The 20,990-nt window shown below is 71.1% G+C and carries 18 protein-coding genes; 6 read left to right on the forward strand and 12 right to left on the reverse strand.

All coding sequences use genetic code 11. From position 1 onward, the window contains the following. Nucleotides 1–8 precede the first annotated feature (8 nt). The 4 genes from DEA06_RS00420 (at nt 9) to DEA06_RS00435 (ending at nt 3,925) form a co-directional block, all read left to right on the forward strand. A complete protein-coding gene (locus DEA06_RS00420) occupies nt 9–410 on the forward strand; it encodes a cytidine deaminase (RefSeq protein WP_116646002.1) in 402 nt (133 codons plus the stop codon). Next, nucleotides 407–1,708 carry a thymidine phosphorylase gene (locus tag DEA06_RS00425; protein ID WP_116646003.1) on the forward strand — a complete coding sequence of 434 codons (1,302 nt, stop codon included), beginning with the start codon at nt 407–409 and terminating at the stop codon, nt 1,706–1,708. The genes DEA06_RS00420 and DEA06_RS00425 overlap by 4 nt, the downstream gene beginning before the upstream one ends. Before the next feature lie 25 nt (nt 1,709–1,733). Further along, nucleotides 1,734–2,849 (forward strand): adenosine deaminase, encoded by a 1,116-nt coding sequence (locus tag DEA06_RS00430; protein WP_116646004.1) that lies wholly within the window; start codon nt 1,734–1,736, stop codon nt 2,847–2,849. A gap of 158 nt (nt 2,850–3,007) precedes the next feature. Continuing rightward, nucleotides 3,008–3,925 (forward strand): hypothetical protein, encoded by a 918-nt coding sequence (locus tag DEA06_RS00435; RefSeq protein WP_116646005.1) that lies wholly within the window; start codon nt 3,008–3,010, stop codon nt 3,923–3,925. Between the two features lie 71 nt (nt 3,926–3,996). Here DEA06_RS00435 and DEA06_RS00440 read toward each other — a convergent pair whose 3' ends face one another. The 7 genes from DEA06_RS00440 to DEA06_RS00470 form a co-directional block, all read right to left on the reverse strand. After that, entirely contained in the window at nt 3,997–4,716 is a 720-nt protein-coding gene (locus tag DEA06_RS00440) for an alpha/beta hydrolase (protein WP_240606801.1), read from the reverse strand. A gap of 73 nt (nt 4,717–4,789) precedes the next feature. Next, nucleotides 4,790–5,944 (reverse strand): mannitol-1-phosphate 5-dehydrogenase, encoded by a 1,155-nt coding sequence (locus tag DEA06_RS00445; protein ID WP_116646006.1) that lies wholly within the window; start codon nt 5,942–5,944, stop codon nt 4,790–4,792. Continuing rightward, nucleotides 5,941–6,381 (reverse strand): PTS sugar transporter subunit IIA, encoded by a 441-nt coding sequence (locus DEA06_RS00450; RefSeq protein WP_116646007.1) that lies wholly within the window; start codon nt 6,379–6,381, stop codon nt 5,941–5,943. The genes DEA06_RS00445 and DEA06_RS00450 overlap by 4 nt, the downstream gene beginning before the upstream one ends. A gap of 103 nt (nt 6,382–6,484) precedes the next feature. Then, the gene (locus DEA06_RS00455) at nt 6,485–8,095 is read right to left on the reverse strand and encodes a PTS mannitol transporter subunit IICB (protein ID WP_116646008.1); all 1,611 of its coding nucleotides are present in this window, start codon (nt 8,093–8,095) and stop codon (nt 6,485–6,487) included. Beyond that, on the reverse strand, nt 8,092–9,783 hold the full coding sequence (gene ptsP / locus DEA06_RS00460; RefSeq protein WP_116646751.1) for a phosphoenolpyruvate--protein phosphotransferase: 1,692 nt from the start codon (nt 9,781–9,783) through the stop codon (nt 8,092–8,094). The genes DEA06_RS00455 and ptsP overlap by 4 nt, the downstream gene beginning before the upstream one ends. Before the next feature lie 14 nt (nt 9,784–9,797). After that, entirely contained in the window at nt 9,798–10,073 is a 276-nt protein-coding gene (locus tag DEA06_RS00465) for an HPr family phosphocarrier protein (protein WP_116646009.1), read from the reverse strand. Between the two features lie 13 nt (nt 10,074–10,086). Next, entirely contained in the window at nt 10,087–10,425 is a 339-nt protein-coding gene (locus DEA06_RS00470; RefSeq protein WP_116646010.1) for a PTS sugar transporter, read from the reverse strand. Nucleotides 10,426–10,588: 163 nt separating this feature from the next. Between DEA06_RS00470 and DEA06_RS00475 the strand changes: the two genes are divergently transcribed. Then, nucleotides 10,589–12,514 carry a PRD domain-containing protein gene (locus DEA06_RS00475; protein ID WP_116646752.1) on the forward strand — a complete coding sequence of 642 codons (1,926 nt, stop codon included), beginning with the start codon at nt 10,589–10,591 and terminating at the stop codon, nt 12,512–12,514. A gap of 131 nt (nt 12,515–12,645) precedes the next feature. On the opposite strand, the gene DEA06_RS00480 is transcribed toward DEA06_RS00475, so the two are convergent. The 3 genes from DEA06_RS00480 to DEA06_RS00490 all read right to left on the reverse strand — a co-directional run bounded on the left by DEA06_RS00480 (nt 12,646) and on the right by DEA06_RS00490 (nt 16,364). Next, complete coding sequence (locus DEA06_RS00480; RefSeq protein WP_116646011.1) at nt 12,646–13,629, reverse strand: type IV toxin-antitoxin system AbiEi family antitoxin domain-containing protein; 984 nt, start codon at nt 13,627–13,629, stop codon at nt 12,646–12,648. Between the two features lie 192 nt (nt 13,630–13,821). Then, the gene (locus tag DEA06_RS00485) at nt 13,822–15,534 is read right to left on the reverse strand and encodes a phospho-sugar mutase (RefSeq protein ID WP_116646012.1); all 1,713 of its coding nucleotides are present in this window, start codon (nt 15,532–15,534) and stop codon (nt 13,822–13,824) included. Further along, nucleotides 15,531–16,364 carry a purine-nucleoside phosphorylase gene (locus DEA06_RS00490; protein ID WP_116646013.1) on the reverse strand — a complete coding sequence of 278 codons (834 nt, stop codon included), beginning with the start codon at nt 16,362–16,364 and terminating at the stop codon, nt 15,531–15,533. Before DEA06_RS00490 ends, DEA06_RS00485 begins: the two co-directional genes overlap by 4 nt. Before the next feature lie 53 nt (nt 16,365–16,417). Between DEA06_RS00490 and DEA06_RS00495 the strand changes: the two genes are divergently transcribed. Next, on the forward strand, nt 16,418–17,878 hold the full coding sequence (locus DEA06_RS00495) for an NAD(P)H-quinone dehydrogenase (RefSeq protein WP_116646014.1): 1,461 nt from the start codon (nt 16,418–16,420) through the stop codon (nt 17,876–17,878). A 619-nt stretch (nt 17,879–18,497) separates the two neighbouring features. Here the strand turns inward: DEA06_RS00495 and DEA06_RS00500 are convergent. Continuing rightward, nucleotides 18,498–20,258, reverse strand: a complete 1,761-nt coding sequence (locus DEA06_RS00500; protein WP_116646015.1) for a biotin carboxylase N-terminal domain-containing protein — start codon at nt 20,256–20,258, stop codon at nt 18,498–18,500. An 80-nt stretch (nt 20,259–20,338) separates the two neighbouring features. After that, on the reverse strand, nt 20,339–20,974 hold the full coding sequence (locus DEA06_RS00505) for a Maf family protein (RefSeq protein WP_116646016.1): 636 nt from the start codon (nt 20,972–20,974) through the stop codon (nt 20,339–20,341). Nucleotides 20,975–20,990: the final 16 nt, after the last annotated feature.

A 20,990-nucleotide genomic window follows, 5' to 3' on the forward strand; every position in this document is an offset into this window, starting at 1 on the left:
AAGGACAGATGACCGACATCGACTGGGACGAGCTGCGCACTGTGGCCACCGATGCCATGCACCACGCGTACGCGCCGTACTCCCGCTTCAAGGTGGGGGCCGCGGCCCTCGTCAGCGACGGGCGCATCGTGTCGGGGTGCAACGTCGAGAACGCATCCTACGGCGTGACCCTCTGCGCCGAGTGCGGACTCGTGAGCGAGCTGCACCGCTCCGGCGGTGGCCAGCTGGTCGCCTTCGTGTGCGTCGACGGCGACGGGCGCACGCTCATGCCGTGCGGCCGGTGCCGGCAGCTGCTCTTCGAGCACGCCATCCCGGGGATGCTGCTCGAGACCGTGTCGGGGATCCGCACGATCGACGAGGTGCTGCCCGATGCCTTCGGACCGCGCGACCTCGAGGAGGCGGCCCGATGAGCGCGGAGTCGGAGGTGCACCCCCACGACGCGGTCGACATCATCCGCGCCAAACGCGACGGCCAGGCCGTGCCCGAGCCCGCGCTGCGCTGGATGATCGAGCATTACACGAAGGGCTACGTCTCCGACGCGCAGATGTCGGCGTTCGCGATGGCCGTGCTCCTCAACGGCATGTCGCGCGACGAGATCCGGGTCATGACCGACGCCATGATCGCCTCGGGCGAGCGCATGGAGTTCTCCTCCCTGGGCAAGCGCACCGTCGACAAGCACTCGACCGGGGGAGTGGGCGACAAGATCACCCTTCCGCTGGCGCCGCTGGTCGCCGCGTTCGGCGTCGCCGTGCCGCAGCTGTCGGGTCGCGGCCTCGGACACACCGGAGGCACGCTCGACAAGCTCGAGTCGATCCCCGGCTGGCGCGCGGCCCTGTCGAACGACGAGATGCTCGCGCAGCTGCGCGACGTCGGCGCCGTCATCTGCGCGGCCGGTTCGGGCCTCGCCCCGGCCGACAAGAAGCTCTACGCCCTGCGCGACGTCACGGGTACGGTCGAGGCGATCCCGCTGATCGCGTCGAGCATCATGTCGAAGAAGATCGCCGAGGGCACCGATGCGCTCGTGCTCGACGTGAAGTTCGGCTCCGGCGCCTTCATGCAGGACATCGACCGCGCGCGCGAGCTGGCCCGCACCATGGTGGCGCTGGGCACCGACTCGGGCGTGTCGACCACGGCGCTCCTGACAGACATGAACACGCCCCTCGGCCTCGCGATCGGCAACGCCAACGAGGTTCGCGAGTCGGTCGAGGTGCTCGCCGGCGGCGGACCGGCCGACGTCGTCGAGCTCACCCTCGCCCTCGCCCGCGAGATGCTGGCCCTCGCGGGGCACCCCGATGCCGACGTCGAGGCGGCCCTGTCCGACGGTCGTGCGATGGACGCCTGGCGCGCGATGATCATCGCTCAGGACGGCGATCCGGATGCGGCGCTCCCGACGCCCCGCGAGACGCACGTCGTCACCGCCGAGCGCGCCGGAATCGTGCAGCGCGTCGACGCACTGCCGTTCGGCGTCGCCGCCTGGCGGCTGGGCGCCGGGCGCGCCCGAGCCATCGACCCCGTCATCCACGCTGCGGGCATCGACCTGCACGTCAAGCCCGGCGATCGGGTGACGGTTGGTCAACCGCTGTTCACCCTGTCGGCCGATGATGAGAAGCGGTTCGGCCGCGCTCTCGAGGCCGTCGCGGGAGCATGGGAGATCGCCGACTCGGCGGTCGACGTGCTGCCACTGGTCCGTGAGCGCATCACGGCCTGACCGAACCCGCGCACAGGAGGAAGCCATGTCGATCGATCAGCACGGAGACGCCCGCCTCGAGGGGATGTCGCTCCGCGGCCTGCCCAAGGTGTCGTTGCACGACCATCTCGATGGAGGGGTACGCCCCGACACCATCGTCGAGCTCGCCGATGCGGCGGGGGTCGATCTCCCCGTCGACGACGGAGAAGACCTCGCCGACTGGTTCGCCGAGAAGGGGGACTCGGGGTCGCTCGTGGAGTACCTCAAGACCTTCGACCTCACGACCGGCGTCATGCAGACGCGCGAGAACCTCACGCGCGTCGCCCGCGAGTTCGTCGAAGACCTCGCCGCCGACGGCGTGATCTACGGCGAGGTGCGCTGGGCGCCCGAGCAGCACCTCGCCGGTGGTCTGTCGCTCGACGACGTGGTCGACGCCGTGCAGGAGGGGATCGAAGAGGGTGAGGATGCCGCGGAGGCAGCGGGTCGCGACATCCGCGTCGGCCAGCTGATCTCGGGCATGCGCCACACCGAGCGCGTCCGTGAGCTTGCCGAGCTCGCCGTGTCGTGGCGAGGGCGCGGAGTGGTCGGGTTCGACATCGCCGGCCCCGAGGACGGATACCTCCCCGCCCTGCACCGCGACGCCTTCGACTACCTCGCGCGGGAGTTCTTCCCGACGACGGTGCACGCCGGCGAGGCGGCCGGGCTCGACAGCATCCGTTCCGCCCTTCTCGACGGTCGTGCGCTGCGTCTGGGTCACGGTGTGCGGCTCGCCTCAGACCTGAACGTCATCGAGCGCTCGGGCGAGGAGGTCATGGTGCAGTTCGGCGACCTCGCCCGCTGGGTGCGCGACCGCGAGATCACGCTGGAGCTCTCCCCGTCGTCGAACCTGCAGACCGGTGCGATCGAGGCGTGGGGCACCGCGATCGAGGACCACCCGTTCGATCTGCTCTACCAGCTCGGCTTCTCGGTCACGGTGAACGTCGACAACCGCACGATGAGCCGCACGAGCCTGACGCGGGAGCTCTCGCTGCTCGTCGACGCCTTCGGCTACGACCTCGGCGACCTCGAGGCGTTCCAGCTCAACGCCGCCGCGGGTGCCTTCCTGCCCGTCGAGGAGCGCGAGGAACTCATCGAACTCATCGCCGCCGGCTTCGGCGCCTGACCTCCGAGCCGATGTCCCCATCCGGCCGGGAATGCGCGGTCAGTTCGCGGCGGAATGGGGACATCGCTCGTCCTCCACAAGGGGACGGGCGGCGGGGGTTCTGGACAGGAGAGTGCCCACCGAGCCGCAGACGGTGATGTGGCGGCCAGGATCGGGCGATGCGCCCTCCCGCCGATCTGCCCGCTGAACTTCGTGCAAGACCGTTCTCCATCCACGACGCCCAGCGGGCCGGCGTGCGCGCCGGGCGGCTCGACGCCCGCGATCTCGCCATCCCCTTTCCGGGCGTGCGCGACCACAAGGATGCTGGCTCGTACGGACTCCTGCGGCAGTGTCAGCAGTTCGCCGCACGGATCGCGCCCTGGCAGTTCTTCAGCCACGGCACGGCCCTCGCTCTCTGGGGTGCGCCGATGCCCTCGGGCCGGTCCGGTAGTGAGGTGCATGTCAGCGCCCACCGTCCGCAGCGCGAGCCGCGGGTCAAGGGGGTGATCGGTCACCGGCTCCAGCACCGAGATGCGGCGGTGCATCTCATCGGGGGACTCCCCGTCGAGTCGCCCGCCAGGGCCTGGCGGCAGGCCGGCGCATCCTGGAGCCTCGATGACCTCGTGGCGGCGGGTGACTATCTCGTCGGGCGCGGCCGCTGCGCCACGCTCGAGGAGCTGCGCCGTGAGGCAGCGGCGATGGGCGGGGTGGGCGCGGAGCGGTTGCGCGCCGCGCTCGATGCCATCCGTGCGGGTTCGGAGTCGTCCGAGGAGTCCCGGCTGCGCCTGGTGCTGGCGCGAGCCGGTCTGCCGGAGCCCGAGCTCAACTGGGTGCTGCGGGACGCGAGCGGCCGGTTCGTGGCGCGGCTCGATCTGGCCTATCCGCGGTGGCGCGTCGGGACGGAGTACGACGGTCGGCAGCACGCCTTCGACGTCCGGCAGTTCGAACGAGACTCCGATCGCTGGCCGGCTATACGCCGCGCGGGGTGGGATGTGGTGCGAGTGCTGCGGCACCACCTGCGCGACGGCGGCAAACCGGCTGTCTTCCTCGTGCGGGAGGCGTTGGTGCGTGCAGGGTGGTCGCCATCGCGGGGTTGATGTCCCGATCCCGCCGGGAATGACGCACTCTTTCCCGGCGGGATCGGGACACGGTCGGGTGAGACCCGTGGTCAGGGGAGCGCGGCGAGGAACGGGGCGATCGCGTCGGTCAGGGCGGCGGTCATGTCGGCGTCGGAGATCGTCGGGGTGCCGTCGCCGGCCTGCGGCCCGTAGTCGCCGAACGAGGCGTGCGCGGCGCCGGCGATCTCGACGAACTCCGCGTCGGCGGGCAGCTCGCCCTTCGCGTCGGCGATCTTCTGCGGGGTCGAGAGGCCGTCGTCGGAGCCCGCGAGGCTCAGCACGGGAAGACCGGAACCGCTGAGGTCGTTCGCGCAGTACGAGGCGAACAGCACGAGCGCGTCGGCGTCGGGGGCGAGCTGGCACGCCCGGACGCCTCCGAGCGAGTGCCCGCCGACCGCCCACGCCTTCACGTCGGGGGCGAGCGAGGTGAAGGCGTCGAGCGGGCGCGGGTCGAAGAACGCGAGGTTCACCCACGGCCGCGTGATGACGACGGTCACGCCGTCGTCGACGACCAGACGCGAGAGCTTGGCCGCATACGCCCACGGGTCGACCTTCGCGCCCGGGATGAAGACGAGCCCGACGTCGCTGCCGCCGTCGGCGGGCGCGAGCACGATGCCCGCACCGTCGTCGGCGACCGAGATCGAGGGGTCGCTCCTGACCGCGTCGAGCGGGCCGGCCTCGGCGCCCATGACGTCGACCTGGCTCCAGACGACGATGCCGATCAGCAGCGCCGCGATGAGGCCGCCGATGACGCCCAGGGTCCAGCGCAGTGCGCGGAACCGACGACGCCGGCGCGGGGGAGTGCCCCCGGCCGGCGTCGCGTCGTGCGGATCGGTCACGTCGTCAGGCTGCCAGCTCCGCCTGGCGCGCGGCGACCTGCGCCTCGATGCGGGCGAAGAGCGGATGCTGCGCGTCAAGGCCCGTCACCGACGCCGTGAACTCTGCGGCCGACTGCTCACGCAGCATCCGCTGGAGATCGACGGCCTGCGCGTCCTCCTGATCGGAGAACCGCAGCGCGGCACCGATCGCGGCGACGAGGGCGTCGACGGGGAGGCCCCGGTCGACGGCTTCGGCGGCGGGGCCGACGAAACGCTCGTGCCGGGAGAGCTTGCGCAGCGGCTGGCGCCCCACGCGCCAGACGGTGTCGGGGAGCGCGGGGTTGCGGAACCGCTGCAGGATGGTCGCACGGTACTCGTGCTGCGTCGCGGCGTCGAGCTCGTGCTTCTCGATGAGCAGCTCCGAGGTCTCGCGCAGAGCGCTTTCGACCTTCTCGGCGATCGCGGGGTCGGCCAGGGCGTCGGAGATGCGCTCGATCCCCGCCTCGGCACCGAAGTAGGCGGTGGTGGCGTGCCCGGTGTTGACCGTGAAGAGCTTGCGCTCGATGTACGGCGTCAGGTCGTCGACGAAGTGCGCCCCCGGAATGCGGGGAGGGTTATCGCCGAACGGCGCGCGCTCGATGGCCCACTCGAAGAACGGCTCGACCGTGACGTCGATGCCGTCGCCCGGAGCTTGGGCGGGCACGATCCGGTCGACGGCCGTGTTGGCGAAGACGGCGCGGGCAGAGACGGCGTCCCACGCATCTCCGGCTGCGTTCGCCATTTCTTCGCGGAGGGTGTCGGTCGCGCCGATCGCGTTCTCGCACGCCATGATCTGCAGCGGCGGCGATGCGGGGTCGCGAAGGCCCAGGCCCGCCACGATGTGCGGCGCGACGAACTTCAGGATCGTCGGACCGACGGCCGTGGTGACCACGTTCGCCCCGGCGATCTCATCGACGAGCGCCGCAGCGTCGGTCGCGCTGTTGATCGCGCGGAAGCCGGTGACGACGGTGTCGACGCCGCCCTCGCCGACCTCGTGCACCGTGTACTCGGATGCGTCGTTGATCGCGTCGACGAGGGGCGCTGCGACGTCGGAGAACACGAGGTCGTAGCCGCCCTGGTGCAGGAGCACGCCGACGAAGCCGCGGCCGATGTTGCCGGCGCCGAAGTGGACGGCCTTCATGCGTCGTTGACCGCGGCGAGGGCCTGGTAGAGCGCCTCGGGGGCGTCGGCCTGCTTCAGTCTGGCGACCTCGTCCTCGTCGGAGAAGAGGATCGCGATCTGCGAGAGGATCTCGAGATGCTCGTCGCCCTTGCCGGCGATGCCGATGACGAAGGTCACCGGCTCTCCGCCCCAGTCGACCCCGCCGTCGTAGCGCACCACCGAGAGCGCGGAGTCGAGGATGGCATCCTTCGTCTCGTTGGTGCCATGCGGGATGGCGAGCTCGTTGCCCATGTAGGTCGAGACGGTCTCCTCGCGCTGCTGCATCGCGTCGAAGTACTCCGACGTCACGGCGCCGGCCGATTCGAGGATGTCGGCGGCCTCCTTCATCGCCTCTTCACGGGTCGCACCGCCGCTGTGGATGCGCACCTGGTCGATGCTGAGAACGTCGCGTGGCATGTCGTTCGCCTTTCGTTTCGAGGGGTCGGATGCCGAAGCATCCGTGGGTGAAAGCCTACGAGGCCGGGGCTTCGCGCGCCCGGCCTCGTAGGTGTGATCTGTCTTACTTGTCGTCGTGCTGGTCGCGCACGAGTTCCACGACCTCGTCGTACTTCGGCGAGTTCATGAAGTTGTCGACCGACACGTGGATCGAACCGGGCGTCTGCTTGCGCGCGCGGTCGGTGAGCTGGGCCTGCGTGATCACCAGATCGGCCGACGGGTCGAGGTTCGCGATGGCCTTGTTGGTCACCGTGACGTCGGCGAGACCGGCCTTCTTGAACTTGTTGCGCAGCACGCTGGCGCCCATCGCCGACGAGCCCATTCCGGCGTCGCACGCGAAGACCACGTTCTGGATCTGCTTGGTGGCGACGATGCCGCCGCTGAGAGCTCCACCGGTCTCCTCCTGCGTCTCGAGGCGGTCGACGGCTTCCTCGGCCTCGCGCACCGCTTCGCGGTCGCGGCCGTCCGACGCGCGGAGCGCGTCGAGGGCGGCGGACGACTTGCCCTTGTTCGCCGACGTCTTCGAGATGGCGGCGGCGAAGGCGTCGCCCTCGGCGAGCAGGTCCCGCTTGCGCGAGGCTCGCAGGATGATCGCCGAGATGAGGAACGTCACCGCGGCCGACAGCACCACGGAGAGGATCACCGCGAAGTACCGGTTGTCGGCCACCTGAGCCAGCACCGCGAGGATGCTGCCCGGAGCCGCGGGGGCGCGGAGCTGGCCACCCAGCAGCAGGTTGGTCGTGACGCCCGTCATGCCGCCGCCGATGAGGGCGAGGATGAGGGTCGGCTTCATGAGCGCGTACGGGAAGTACACCTCGTGGATGCCGCCGAAGAACTGGATGATCGCCGCACCCGGAGCGGACGCGCGCGCCGCGCCGAGCCCGAAGAACGTGAAGGCGAGCAGCAGGCCGACGCCGGGGCCGGGGTTGGCCTCGAGCAGGAACAGGATCGACCCGCCGGTGTCGCTGTCGGCCGCCTGCTGGATGCCGAGCGGAGTCAGCACGCCGTGGTTGATGGCGTTGTTGAGGAAGAGCACCTTCGCCGGCTCGATCAGGATGCTCGTCAGCGGCAGCAGGCCCGTGTCGACCAGGAAGTTCACCGCGGTGCTGAGCACGTTCATGAGGCCGTTGATGAGGAACGCCAGCGGGTAGAACCCGACGATCGCCATCACGAAGCCCCAGATGCCGGCCGAGAACATGTTGACGAGCATCTCGAAGCCGGCCTTGATCTTGCCGTCCCAGAGCTTGTCCAGCTGCTTCATCGTCCACGCGGCGAGCGGGGCCATGATCATCGCGCCGATGAACATGTTGATCTCGCCGAGCTGGTTGTCGGCGGGAAGCGTCAGGTTGACCTGCCCGATGAGGTAGTCGGAGCCGGCGATGACACCGAACGTGGCGATCGCACCCACGACACCGCCGCGCACGGCGTAGACCAGGTGGCCGCCGAGGTAGGCGATGAGCACCGGCAGCAGGTAGTGGATGAAGGGGCCGACGATCGTGGCGAGCTGGTCGTTGGGCGTCCAGCCCTTCTCGATGAAGAAGGCCGTGAAGATGCCCCAGGCGATGAGCGCGGGGATGAGGGGCATGATCATGCCCGAGAGGAACGTGCCGAAGCGCTGCACCGCGACGCGTGCGCCGCCGGTGCTGCTCGTCACGTCTTTCGACGTCGTCGTCATTTGACTGCTTCTTTCTGTCGTGCGGAGGCCGCTGTCGCGGCCTCGCGTGCGGTGGCCGCGCCGTCGGCGGCCAGTGCTGCCTCGGCGATGCGGCGGGCATCGTCGAGAGTGTGGGTGAGGAGGGTGGCGCGCACGTCGGCCAGGGCCGTCGGCGCCATCGAGAGCGTGGTCGCGCCGAGACCGACGAGCACCACGGCCAGCAGCGGGTCGGCCGCCGCTTCGCCGCAGATGCCGACGGGCTTGCCCGACGCCGCTCCCGCCGCTCCCACCTCGCGCACCAGGCGGAGCACGGCGGGGTGCCACGGATCCTGGAACGATGCCACCGAGCCGAGCAGGCGGTCGGCGGCGAGCGTGTACTGCGTGAGGTCGTTGGTGCCGATGGAGGCGAAGTCGGCGTGGCGGAAGATGCGGTCGGCCAGGAGCGCCGACGAGGGCACCTCCACCATGACGCCCGCGGTCTTCAGTCCGTAGTCCTTCGCCAGCGAGACGAAGTACTCGGTCTCCTCGACGGTCGAGACCATGGGCGCCATGACCCACAGATCGGCAGGTCCTTCGGGAGAGCGTCGGGTCGCCGCATCCGCCTCCGCGAGCGCGGTGAGCTGCTCGCGGAGGATGTCTTCGCTGGCGCGGAGGGCGCGCAGGCCCCGGAGGCCGAGCGCCGGGTTCTCTTCGTGCGCGTCGTTGAGGAACGGCAGGGGCTTGTCGGCACCGGCGTCGAGCACGCGCACGACGACCTTCTTGCCGGGGAATGCCGCGAGCAGCTCGGTGTAGGCCGTGCGCTGCTCCTCGACGGTGGGGGCCGAGCTCGAACTGAGGAAGAGGAACTCGGTGCGGAACAGGCCGACGCCCTCGGCGCCCAGCTCGACCGCCTCGGAGGCCCCGCCGGGCTTGCCCAGGTTCGCCAGCAGCGGCACCGGGGTGCCGTCGGCCAGAGCGCCCGGGGTGATGGGGGCGGATGCTGCGGCCGCACGGTCGGCGGCGCGGGTCAGGGCTCGGGCGAGCTCGTCGTCGGACGGCGAGGTCACGACGAGGTTCGCCGCGGCGTCGACGATCACCGTCTCGCCCTCGGTGAGGCTCGCGGCTTCTGCGGCGCCGACGACCGCGACGATCGACTTCTCGCGGGCGAGGATGGCCGTGTGCGAGGTGGGGCCGCCCTCGGTCGTGATGAGCGCGAGCACCTTGTCGAGGTCGAGCAGCGCGGTGTCTGCCGGGGCGAGGTCTTTCGCGACGAGGACGAACGGGTGCCCGGGGTCGGGGATGCCGGGGGCGGCGACGCCCCGGAGGCGGGCGATGACGCGCTGCGCGACGTCGTCGAGGTCGGCGGCGCGCTCGCCGAGATAGCCGCCGAGAGCGGTGAGCTGCTCGCGGAACGACGCGAAGGCGTCGTAGACGGCCCACTCGCCGGTCTTGCCGGCCTGCAGGCGGGTGTCGACCTCGGCTTCGAGTGTCGGGTCCTCGGCCATCATCGCCTGGGCCTCGAGCACGTCGCGGGCGGCGCCGCCCGCGGTGTTACCGCGCTCCTCGAGCTCGCGCGCGACGGCGGCGACCGCCTCGCGGACGCGCGCCGACTCCTCGTCGACGCTCAGCTGGCTGGGGGCGTCCTTCGGAGCCGGGAGGGGCTCCGCCATGCGTGCGACCGGTCCCTGGGCGACGCCCAGGCCGATTCCGACTCCGCGAAGTTCCGTCATGGTCTCGGTTCCCGTCATGCTGCGTCGTGGTCGGTGGTGAGAAGTTCGGCGAGGGCGTCGACCGTCGCCTCGGCGTGGGGGCCGTCGGCGGTGAGCGTGACGTAGTCGCCCTGATCGAGCCCGAGGGCGATCACCCCGAGGATGCTGGCGGCGTTCACCGGGGCACCCGCGTCCTTGGCGATCGTGACGGGGATGCCGGAGTCCTTCGCCGCCTTCGCGAACAGCTTCGCGGGGCGGGCGTGCAGTCCGTGGGACGAGCCGATCCTCACCGTCCGGGTGATCTGGGGCATGGGGGGTCCTTTCTCAGGCGTCGAGGGGGTCGGTGGCGCGTGCCGGGGAGCTCTGCACGGCCTGCTCGACCAGGTCGAGGGTCCGCACGCCGGACAGGTCGGTGAAGACGTCGTCCGGGAGGAGGACGACCACGACGCCACGGGCCGCGGCATCCCTCTCGATCCTCTCGAGCGAGTCGGCCATGTGGGGTCCGACCAGCACGATGTCGGCGGCGTCCAGATCGATCGGGAGCGATCTGTCGGTACCGGCGAACGCGGTGTAGGGAAGGCCGCGGTCATGAGCGGCGTGCCGCACGCGTTGTGCGACGAAGGTGCTTGACGCACCCGCACCACAGACCACGAGGATCCTCATCGATCCGCCTCCTTCTCGCCCATTCTTGTGAGAACGCTGGGAGACGACAACCAGGTTCGTTTCCCACCCCCCGGAATGAACGCTGGTGCGCCGCCGCCCGAGGGGTCGGCGCGTGATTGACTGGGGAGGCTTCCGCGACACGACGGCGGACGTGGAGGAAGACGTGACACGAGCGAGACAGGATCGCCTGCTCGCCCTGCTGACCCGGAACGGCGAGTGGGAGACGGCGGCGACACTCGCCGATTCCCTGGGCGTGACGCCCCGGAGCGTCCGGTCGTACGTCAACGCCGTCAACGCCCGGGTTCCGCACGGAACGGCGATCGAGTCGGGTCCGTCGGGCTACCGCGCAGGGGCGGATGCGGCGGCGGCCCAGCGCGCCGGCAGCGCACCCGAGGCGGGCACCCCCCGCGACCGGCTCCACACCCTCGTGCGTGCGCTCCTGGATTCACCCGACGGCATCGACGTGTTTGAGACCGCCGACGCCCTGCACGTCAGCACCGCCACCCTCGACGCCGACCTGGCTCGGGTGCGCGGGCTTCTCGGCGGCACCGAGCTGACCCTCGAGCGCTCCGCGTCGACCGCGCGGTTGCGCGGCACCGAGATGGCGCAGCGGCGGCTGCTGAGCAAGCTCGCCCACGACGAGATGGATGCGGGGCTGTTCGACCTCGCCGCGCTCCGCCGCACCCTCGGTGAGGGGTCGGTCGGCGCCCGCGCGTTCGGACCGTTCAAGTCCGAGCTCGTCGGGGAGCTGGGGGCGATGGGCTACTTCGTCAACGAGTTCGGAATCGGCGATGTCGTGATGCACATCGCGATCGCCGCCGACCGGATCACCCGCGACCGTGCGCTCGAACGCGCGTCGACCGACAGCTCCGCCGCCCATTCCGAGGTGGCTGGCCTCCTCGACCGTCTCACTCTCCGGCACCTCGGCGTGCAGCTGGGCACGGGCGACCGCGAGCACCTCGCCACTCTCGTGCTCACGCGGGTCGTCGCCCCCGGTGCGCCCTCGGCCGATGACGCGCGAGCGCGGCTCGATCCCGAGGTCGAAGCATCCGTCCGCGCCGTCGTCGAGCAGGCGGCCGCCGACTTCCTCGTCGACATCGCGCACGAGGACTTCATCCTCCGCCTCGCCCTCCACGTGCAGAACCTCCTGCACCGTGCGAGGGAGCAGGCGTGGTCGCGCAATCCCCTGACGCGCTCGCTGAAGTCGACGTACCCGATGATCTTCGACGTCGCCGTCTACATCGCCAGCGGTCTGCAGCAGAGCCTCGGCATCCCCATCCAGGACGACGAGATCGCCTACATCGCGATGCACGTCGGTGGGCGCCTCGAGCGCAGCAGGCGCGCCGACCAGCTGCTGACGGCGACGATCGTGTGCCCCGGGTACTACGAGCTGCACGAGCTGCTGCGCTCGAGCGTCGACCGCTCGCTCGGCCAGGCCATCGAGGTCGTCGGCGTCGAGACCCGCGTCGATCCCGACTGGGAGTCGATCGACACCGATCTCGTTCTCTCGACGATCGATCCGGCCCGTCCGAGCGACCGCATCGTGCGCATCCAGCCGTTCCTCACCGACAGCGACGTGGAACGGGTGCAGGCGGCGGCCGGTCGTATCCGCCGCGGGCGGCGCCTCGCGCGGCTGCGCACCGAGCTCGAGCGGTACTTCGACCCGACCGCGTTCATTCGCGGCATCGACGCGGCCGAGGGGGAGCCGGGGGTGATCCGCGAGCTCGGATCGCTGCTCGTGGCGCAGTCGGTCATCGACGGCGACTACGTCGAGCGGGCGATCGATCGCGAGGCGCTCTCGTCGACCGCCTTCACCGACGCGCTCGCCGTGCCCCACGCGATGGACATGACCGCCTCGCGCACGCGGATCGCGATCGGCATCGCCGATTCCTCGATCCCGTGGGGCGAGGGCCGCGTGCAGGTGGTCGCTCTCGTGGCGTTCAGCGAAACCGACCGCGAGGCGTTCCAGACCGTGTTCGAGCAGTTCGTCGAGGTGTTCAGCGAGCGCGACAGCGTGCAGCGGATCGTGCGGCGCGGCACCGACTTCGCGGCCTTCCTCGACGAGCTGGTCGCCGTCATCGACGGCTGACACCCGGCCGGGCGGCCCGTGTTCGGGGCGTCGCTCTTCGGGTTTGGGGCGCGATTCTTCGGCTGGGGCGTGGAATTCCGCGCCCCGATGAGAAGATCGCGCCCCGAACGGGTCAGCGCGCGGTGTGCGGCCTATCGCGGCGGGACGATGCCGAACGAGATCAGGCGTGCGCCGAGGTCGCGCGCCGAGCGGATGTGCGCCCACCCCCACCGAGCGAACCGGCGCTGGGTGCGTCCGCGGATCCAGTCCTCCCGCTGCTTCTCGGCCAGGAGCACCTGCTCGACGGTTCGCCCGCTGCGCAGGGCCTCGTCGGTGTATTTGCTCTCGCCGTCGAACTCGCCGAAGGAGTTCACGTCGTCGAGCCCGATGTCGACGAAGTAGTCCTCGCCCCGCGGCCCCTCGACCCGCACCTGCAGGGAGGGGCGCGCGAACCCCAGCTCGGCGAGCAGGATGCGGCTGACGCTCTCGCCGGGCAGCTGGGCCCGACCGTCGGCGAACGCGAGGGCGCGTTGCGCCCGCGTCCGGCCGTGGGCGGAGCGCCCGACGACCTCGCGCGCGGTCTCGCGGAACGCCTCCGCGCGATCGGTCAGGTAGGTGCCCTGCTTCGGATGGGCGACCTGCCGCAGGGCCGCGTCGACCGCGCAGACGGCGGGCGTGAAGCCGGCGGTGCGGGCGATGTCCGCCACGGTGCGCACCAGGCTCGTGCACGTCAGGTCGCCGACGCCGACGACGTCGCCCGCGGCGAGCTGACCGCGGTGCCGCACGACCCCCGCGGCCGCGCCGGGGCGTTCGGGGGAGAGGATCGCATCGAGCGTGACCGCATGCCACCCGTAGACGGGCAGCCCGAGGATCGCTGCCGCCGTGAGATGCGAGAACACCGGCGCCACGCGGCTGACGGCGCAGAGCGCACGCGCGCGCACGACGATGCGACCTTCGGGGGTCAGCATCCGCACGTCTTCGTCTCTCACGTAGACGCCGGGGCGCACCCGCCTCAGCTCGGACGAGGCCACCATGCGGTCGAGCGCGTGTGAGCCGATGCCCTCATCTGCGAGGTCGCCCCTGCGGAGCAGGGAGACGTCGAACGGCGAGACCATGCTCCCGAGCTTCGGCGACATACGCCGGCCTCGAGGTCGAGTCCGGTACCCCGGTGGATACTCGTCGTGTCCGGCCGCCTGGGGAGGAAAGCCGGGTCGGGGCGCAGAACTCGCGTCGGGGCGCGGGATTCCCCGCCCCGACCGGAAACCTGCGCCCCGAACCCAGAGATATGTGCCCCGAACCGGAGAGGAACGCTGGCGCGGGGCGCAGGGTCAGCGCACGGCGTCCAGCATCTCGCGGGCGCCCGCGGCGAGCTCCGCGAGGCGTTTGCGCGCCTTCTTCTCGGTCGTCGCGCGCACGTCGAGGTAGAGCTTCAGCTTCGGCTCGGTGCCGCTCGGGCGCACGATGAGGCGCGAGCCGTCTTCGAGCGCGAAACGCAACACGTCGCCCGGCGGCAGGTCGCCGAGCCCGTCGCGCAGGTCGTCGACCTGGGATGCTGCGATCCCGCCGACCGTTCGCGGCAGGTCGTCGCGCAATCTCGCCATCATGGCGGCGATCTCGGCCACGTCGTCGACGCGGATGGAGATCTGGTCGCTCGCGAATGCGCCGAAGGTCTCGCGGAACTCCGCGAGCACGTCGGCGATGGTCTGACCCTCTTCCCGCGCCTGGCCGATGAGACCGAGCATCGCGATCGCGGCGGAGATGCCGTCCTTGTCGCGCACCGTGCCGGGGTTGACGAGGTACCCGAGGGCCTCCTCGTACCCGTAGACGAGACCGGGGGCGCGGGAGATCCACTTGAAGCCCGTCAGTGTCTCGCGGAAGCCGAGGCCGTAGTGCTCCGCGATGCGTCCGAGACCGGGCGACGAGACGAGCGAGCAGGCCAGCGTCGCCGACGGGTCGCGGGGCACGCCGTTCTCGTCGACGGCAGCGCGGGCCGCCCGCCAGCCGAGCAGCAGCCCGACGTCGTTGCCGCTGAGCATCCGCCAGCCGCCCTCCGCCGAAGCATCCGGGATCGCCACCGCCAGGCGGTCGGCGTCGGGGTCGTTGGCGATGATCAGGTCGGCGGAGTTCTCGCGTGCAGTCTCGTACGCGAGGTCGAGGGCACCGGGCTCTTCGGGGTTGGGGAACGCCACCGTGGGGAACGCGCCGTCGGGGTGCAGCTGCGCCTCGACAGGGATCGGCGCCGGGTAGCCGGCCGATGCGACGATGCGCGAGAGGGTCTCCCATCCGACGCCGTGCATCGCGGTGTACACCCAGCGCAGTCCGTGCGCCCCGGCGGGGGCGGGGGAGACGGCCGCGGTCGCAGTGACGTAGGCCTCCACGAGCGACTCGTCGGCGTTGGAGTACCCCACGGAGCGGGGAAGATCGCCGAGCTCGGTCGTATCGGCGATGCGCTGGATGTGCGCGGCGATCGACGAATCGCTGGGCGAGACGATCTGCGCGCCGTCGTCGTCGCCGCCGAGGTAGACCTTGTAGCCGTTGTCGTCGGGCGGGTTGTGGCTGGCGGTGACCATGACGCCCGCCGACGCGCCGAGGTGGCGGACGGCGAAGGCGAGCACGGGAGTGGGGAGCATCCGCGGCAGGAGGATCGCGTGGAGCCCGGCACCGGCGAAGATCTCGGCCGAGTCACGGGCGAACACGTCGGAGTTTCGGCGGCCGTCGTAGCCGATGACGACCGACGGCGCATCGCCCTCGCCCGCGCGCTCGCGCAGGAACGCGGCCAGGCCCGCGGCGGCTTGCGCCACCAGCACGCGGTTCATGCGGTTGGGCCCGGCACCGAGCGCGCCGCGGAGTCCGGCGGTGCCGAACGCGAGTCGCTGCGAGAAGCGGTTCGCGAGCTCGGCGGCGGCCGCAGCATCCGCCTCCTCGGTGCCGCTGATCAGCGTGCGCAGCTCGTCGCGGGTCTGTCCGTCGGGATCCTGCGCCAACCAGGCGCGGGCCGCCTCCAGCAGGTCGTCGGTGCGCGACGCCGCGTCGGCGCTCACAGCGCCTCGATGACGCGGGCGAGCAGGGCGGAGATGACGGGCTCGGCCGCACGGCCGGCCTCGAGCACCTCTTCGTGGCTCAACGGCGTGGTCTGGATGCCGGCGGCGAGGTTCGTGATGAGCGAGAAGCCGAGGACCTCCATGCCCGCCTGGCGGGCGGCGATCGCCTCCAGGGCCGTCGACATGCCGACGATATGGCCGCCGATGGTCTTGGCCATCTGCACCTCGGCGGGCGTCTCGTAGTGGGGGCCGCGGAACTGGCAGTAGACGCCCTCGTCGAGAGTCGGGTCGATCGTGCGGGCGAGGTCGCGCAGCCTGGAGGAGTAGAGGTCGGTGAGATCGACGAAGGTCGCGCCCTCGAGGGGCGAGGCGGCGGTGAGGTTGATGTGGTCGCTGATCAGCACCGGCTGCCCGGGCGTCCACGTCTCGCGGATGCCACCGGCGCCGTTGGTGAGGATCATGGTGGACGCCCCGGATGCTGCGGCCGTGCGCACGCTGTGGACGACCCGGCGAACACCGTGGTTCTCATAGAAGTGCGTGCGGGCCCCGATCACGAGCACGTGCGTGCCCGCGGGGGTGCGGACGCTCCGGAGCGTGCCGACGTGCCCGGCGAGTGCCGGAGCGCTGAACCCGGTGACCTCCGTCGCGGGGAACGATGCGACGGTCTCGCCGATGAGCTCGGCGGCGCGTCCCCACCCGCTCCCGAGAGTGACGGCGATGTCGTGGCGCTCGACGCCCGTGAGGCGTGCGATATCGGCGGCGGCGGTGGCGGCGATCGCGAACGGATCGGCCGTGGGGTCATCGAGAGGGTTCTCGGCAGATGAGGACATGAGCCCACTCTAGGAATCGCCGCGTTTCGTCGCCACACGCGACGCGCGACAGAATGGAGTACATGTCCTCCCTCAGCTTCGAGCGAACCCAGCGCGTCGCCATCATCGGCGGTGGCCCCGGCGGTTACGAAGCGGCGCTCGCCGCCGCCCAGCTCGGAGCCGAGGTGACCCTCGTCGAGCGCGCGAGCGTCGGGGGCGCCGCGGTCATGACCGACGTCGTGCCGTCGAAGACCCTCATCGCCACGGCCGATGCCGCGGTCGCGATCAAGGGCGCGAGCGCGCTGGGGGTGCAACTGTTCGCGAAGGGCGGCGACGGCAAGCCGCTGCAGCCCGAGGTCGCCATCAACCTCGCGGCCGTGAACACCCGGCTGCTCTCCCTCGCCCGCCAGCAGTCCGACGACATGCGCGCCTCGCTCGTGGAGGCGGGCGTGCGCATCATCTCCGGCCACGGGCGCCTGGAGGGCGATTCCGCCGTCGTGATCGCCACCGAGCAGGGCGGCACCGACTTCGATCGCGTCGAGGCCGACACGCTGCTCGTCTCAGTTGGTTCGTCGCCGCGCGAGCTGCCCTCCGCAAAGCCGGATGGCGACCGCATCCTCACCTGGACCCAGCTCTACGGCATGCGTTCGCTGCCGAAGCACCTGATCGTCGTGGGCTCCGGCGTCACCGGGGCCGAGTTCGCCTCGGCCTACATGAACCTCGGGTCGAAGGTCACGCTCGTCTCCAGCCGCGATCAGGTGCTCCCCGGCGAGGACTCCGACGCCGCGGCCGTGCTCGAGAAGGTCTTCGAGCGCGGCGGCATGACCCTGCTGTCGAAGGCTCGCGCCGAGAGCGTGGTCAACACCGGCGACGGCGTCGTCGTGACCCTCGCCGACGGACGCACGGTCGAGGGCAGCCACTGCCTCATGGCGGTCGGCTCGATTCCCAACACCGCCGGCATCGGACTCGAGGAGGCAGGCGTGCAGCTGACCTCGTCGGGCAACATCCGGGTGAACCGCGTCGCGCGCACCTCCGTGCCGAACATCTACGCCGCCGGCGACTGCACCACGTTCGTGCCGCTGGCCTCGGTCGCCTCCATGCAGGGCCGCACCGCGATCTTCCACGCGCTCGGCGACGTGGTCATCCCACTCGAGCGCCGCCGCATCTCGGCGAACATCTTCACCGCCCCCGAGATCGCCACCGTCGGCTGGTCGGAGCAGGACATCGCCGATGGGCGCATCGACGGGGTCGTGCGCAAGCTCCCCCTCTCGGCGAACCCGCGCGCGAAGATGCAGGGCATCAAAGACGGCTTCGTCAAGATCATCGCCCGGCAGGGGAGCGGCACCGTCATCGGCGGCGTCATCGTCGGCCCCCGCGCGTCGGAGCTCATCTACCCGATCGCGATCGCCGTCGAACGGCGTCTCACGATCGACCAGGTCTCTCGCGTCTTCGCCGTCTACCCGTCGCTGTCGGCGAGCATCACCGACGCGACCCGGGCGATGCACGTCGTCGACCGCAACGACCTCGACTCCTGACGCGAGGCGGCCGCGCGCCGCACCCGCCGTCGCTGCGTTCCGCGCCGTGCGGCGCGTGGGCGTTCCGCCCTTCGCGCCGCCCGTCGCACTAACTCAGGATGAGAGGGCTGCCTTGTGCGCGACACGCCGCGTGGGCGGCCCCTCCCGGGTCCGCCCACCCGTCGCACCAACTCAGGATGAGAGGGCTGCCCTATGCGCGACACGCCGCGTGGGCGGTTGTGTCGCCGCGTTCATCCTGAGTTCGTGCGGGGAGAGGTCTTCTCCCGGCCGCCGGCCGGCTGGCCTCGGCCGGCTCCGCACGCCCACCCGCGCAGCCGCGCCCAGCCGGCGCGCACTCCAGCCCGGCGCGCACTCCAGCCCGGCGCGCACTCCAGCCCGGCGCGTGGGACAGCCCGGGGGTTGGGGCGGCCCGGCGCGTACCCCGGCTCCGCACGCCCGCCTGCGCAGCCGCACCCGGTTCGGCGGCCAGACCGCCTCGGTACGCAGGCCGGCACGGCACGAACTCAGGCTGATCGCACCGCGCGAGCGGAAAGATGCACGTGCCGGCGGGGCAGCGCAGCATCCATCCTGAGTTCGGGCTCGGCGACGAGGGGGAAGCGGGTAGCGCGGGGAGGCCGGGCTACGCGATCGTGAGCAGCGCGTGGCCTGCCGAGACGGTGGCGCCGGGGGTGGCGTCGATCGAGCCGATGACGCCGTCCTTGTGGGCCTGGATCGGCTGCTCCATCTTCATCGCCTCGAGCACGACGACGAGGTCGCCCTTGACGACCTGCTGCCCCTCCTCGACGGCGATCTTCACGATCGTGGCTTGCATGGGCGATTTGACCGTGTCGCCGGTCGCGCCCGAGACACCGGATGCTGCGTGCGCGCGCCGCGAGGGAGGAGTCGCCACCGGGCGGCCGGCCGGAGCCGCGGCCACGCGGTCGGGAAGGCTCACCTCGAGGCGCTTGCCGCCGACCTCGACGACGACCGTGTGCCGCGCAGCGGCGACGGCGGGAGCGTCGAGCTCGCCGTCCCACGCCGGGATGTCGTTGACGAACTCGGTCTCGATCCAGCGGGTGTAGACGCCGAACCGGCCGTCCTCGGCCGTGAACGCGGGTTCGCGCACGACCTTGCGGTGGAAGGGGAGCACCGTCGGCAGACCCGCGACCTCGAACTCGTCGAGCGCGCGACGTGCCCGCTCGAGGGCCTCGTCGCGGTCGCGGCCGGTGACGATGATCTTGCCGAGGAGCGAGTCGAATGCTCCGCTGACGCTGCCACCGGCGGTGACGCCGGAGTCGAGGCGGATGCCGGGGCCGCCGAAGGTCTTGAAGACGTGGATGGGACCCGGCTGGGGGAGGAAGCCTCGGCCCGGGTCTTCGCCGTTGATGCGGAACTCGATCGAGTGGCCGGTCGGCACAGGGTCGTCGTAGTCGAGCTCCCCGCCCTCGGCGAGACGGAACTGCTCGCGCACGAGGTCGATGCCCGTGATCTCCTCGGAGACCGGGTGCTCGACCTGCAGGCGCGTGTTGACCTCGAGGAACGAGATCGTGCCGTCGGCGCCGATGAGGAACTCGCACGTTCCCGCCCCGACGTATCCGACCTCCCGGAGGATCGCCTTCGACGCGGTGTAGAGGATGTCGTTCTGTTCGGGGGTGAGGAAGGGCGCGGGCGCCTCCTCGACGAGCTTCTGGTGACGGCGCTGCAGCGAGCAGTCGCGCGTGGAGACGACGACGACGTTGCCCGCGGCATCCGCCAGGCACTGCGTCTCGACGTGGCGCGGCTTGTCGAGGTACTTCTCGACGAAGCACTCGCCGCGCCCGAAGGCGCTGATCGCCTCGCGGGTGGCCGAGTCGAACATCTCGGGGATCTCTTCGGCGGTGCGCGCCACCTTCAGGCCGCGCCCGCCGCCGCCGTACGCCGCCTTGATGGCGATCGGGAGCCCGTGCACGTCGGCGAAGGCGACGACCTCGGAGGCATCGGCCACGGGACCGGGCGTGCCCGGAGCCAGGGGCGCGCCGACCTTCTCGGCGACGTGGCGCGCGGTGACCTTGTCGCCAAGGGCTTCAATGGCGTCGGGTGAGGGGCCGATCCACACGAGGCCCGCGCCGATGACGGCTCGGGCGAAGTCGGCGTTCTCGGCGAGGAAGCCGTAGCCGGGGTGGACGGCGTCGGCACCGGAGCGTCGGGCGATCGAGAGGATCTTCTCGATCGAGAGGTAGGTCTCGGCGCTGGTCGCGCCCTCGAGGGCATAGGCCTCGTCGGCGAGACGCGCGTGGAGGGCGTCGCGGTCTTGGTCGGCGTAGACGGCGACGGACGCTTTGCCCGAGTCGCGCGCCGCGCGGATGACACGAACGGCGATCTCGCCGCGGTTCGCGATGAGCACCTTGGCGATCTTCGGCATAAGAGTCAGCCTATCGACGGTCGGGGGTACGCCTTTAGCGCCACTCCACAAGAAAATGCGTGAAACGTGTCGGGTGTCTCTCACCGATTCCAGAGAGAAGTCCATTCCACGTCGAGTCGGCGCACGAGCACGCGCAGTGTCGACAGCGACATCCCGACCACGGTGGAGGGGTCGCCGTCGATCCGATCGATGAACGCACCGCCCAGGCTGTCGACGGTGAAGGCCCCGGCGACGTGCAGCGGTTCGCCGGTCGCGACGTAGGCGGCCACCTCGTCGTCGGTGATGTCGGCGGAGAAGGTCACGGATGCTTCGGCCACCGCGAAGGCCTCCCGCGGCTCTTCGCCGGGCACGACGCGGAGGACGCTGTGGCCCGAGTGCAGCACACCGGTGGCCCCCCGCATCCGATTCCACCGGGCGATCGCGTTATCGGCGGTGTAGGGCTTCCCGAGGATCTCGTCGCCGAGCGCGAACATCGAGTCGCCGCCGATCACGATGCCGTCGAACGCGGGGTCAATTCTCTCGGCCACATCCGCGGCCTTGCGGCGTGCGAGCAGCAGAACGTGCTCGGGTGCGGGCAGGCGTCGTCCCTCGGCCGCCTCTACCTGGGCGACGGCCACCTCCTCATCGACCTCCGGAGCCATGGTCTCGGGTTCGATCCCCGACTGACGCAGGAGCATCAGTCGGGCCGGGGAGGTGGAGGCGAGGCAGACGCGCATGCCTCGACGGTACCGG

This window comes from Microbacterium sp. Gd 4-13 (genome assembly GCF_003095395.1).
In the GTDB taxonomy this organism is placed as follows: Bacteria; Actinomycetota; Actinomycetes; order Actinomycetales; family Microbacteriaceae; genus Microbacterium.

Excerpts from the sequence above, each read along its gene's own strand:
- DEA06_RS00465 (WP_116646009.1), bottom strand. The coding sequence starts at position 10,073 with ATGCCCCAGATCACCCGGACGGTGAGGATCGGCTCGTCCCACGGACTG.
- DEA06_RS00470 (WP_116646010.1), bottom strand. The coding sequence starts at position 10,425 with ATGAGGATCCTCGTGGTCTGTGGTGCGGGTGCGTCAAGCACCTTCGTC.
- DEA06_RS00490 (WP_116646013.1), bottom strand. The coding sequence starts at position 16,364 with ATGTCCTCATCTGCCGAGAACCCTCTCGATGACCCCACGGCCGATCCG.
- DEA06_RS00420 (WP_116646002.1), top strand. The coding sequence starts at position 9 with ATGACCGACATCGACTGGGACGAGCTGCGCACTGTGGCCACCGATGCC.
- DEA06_RS00500 (WP_116646015.1), bottom strand. The coding sequence starts at position 20,258 with ATGCCGAAGATCGCCAAGGTGCTCATCGCGAACCGCGGCGAGATCGCC.
- DEA06_RS00495 (WP_116646014.1), top strand. The coding sequence starts at position 16,418 with ATGGAGTACATGTCCTCCCTCAGCTTCGAGCGAACCCAGCGCGTCGCC.
- DEA06_RS00430 (WP_116646004.1), top strand. The coding sequence starts at position 1,734 with ATGTCGATCGATCAGCACGGAGACGCCCGCCTCGAGGGGATGTCGCTC.
- DEA06_RS00450 (WP_116646007.1), bottom strand. The coding sequence starts at position 6,381 with ATGCCACGCGACGTTCTCAGCATCGACCAGGTGCGCATCCACAGCGGC.
- DEA06_RS00445 (WP_116646006.1), bottom strand. The coding sequence starts at position 5,944 with ATGAAGGCCGTCCACTTCGGCGCCGGCAACATCGGCCGCGGCTTCGTC.
- DEA06_RS00435 (WP_116646005.1), top strand. The coding sequence starts at position 3,008 with ATGCGCCCTCCCGCCGATCTGCCCGCTGAACTTCGTGCAAGACCGTTC.
- DEA06_RS00480 (WP_116646011.1), bottom strand. The coding sequence starts at position 13,629 with ATGTCGCCGAAGCTCGGGAGCATGGTCTCGCCGTTCGACGTCTCCCTG.
- DEA06_RS00455 (WP_116646008.1), bottom strand. The coding sequence starts at position 8,095 with ATGACGACGACGTCGAAAGACGTGACGAGCAGCACCGGCGGCGCACGC.
- DEA06_RS00505 (WP_116646016.1), bottom strand. The coding sequence starts at position 20,974 with ATGCGCGTCTGCCTCGCCTCCACCTCCCCGGCCCGACTGATGCTCCTG.
- ptsP (WP_116646751.1), bottom strand. The coding sequence starts at position 9,783 with ATGACGGAACTTCGCGGAGTCGGAATCGGCCTGGGCGTCGCCCAGGGA.
- DEA06_RS00425 (WP_116646003.1), top strand. The coding sequence starts at position 407 with ATGAGCGCGGAGTCGGAGGTGCACCCCCACGACGCGGTCGACATCATC.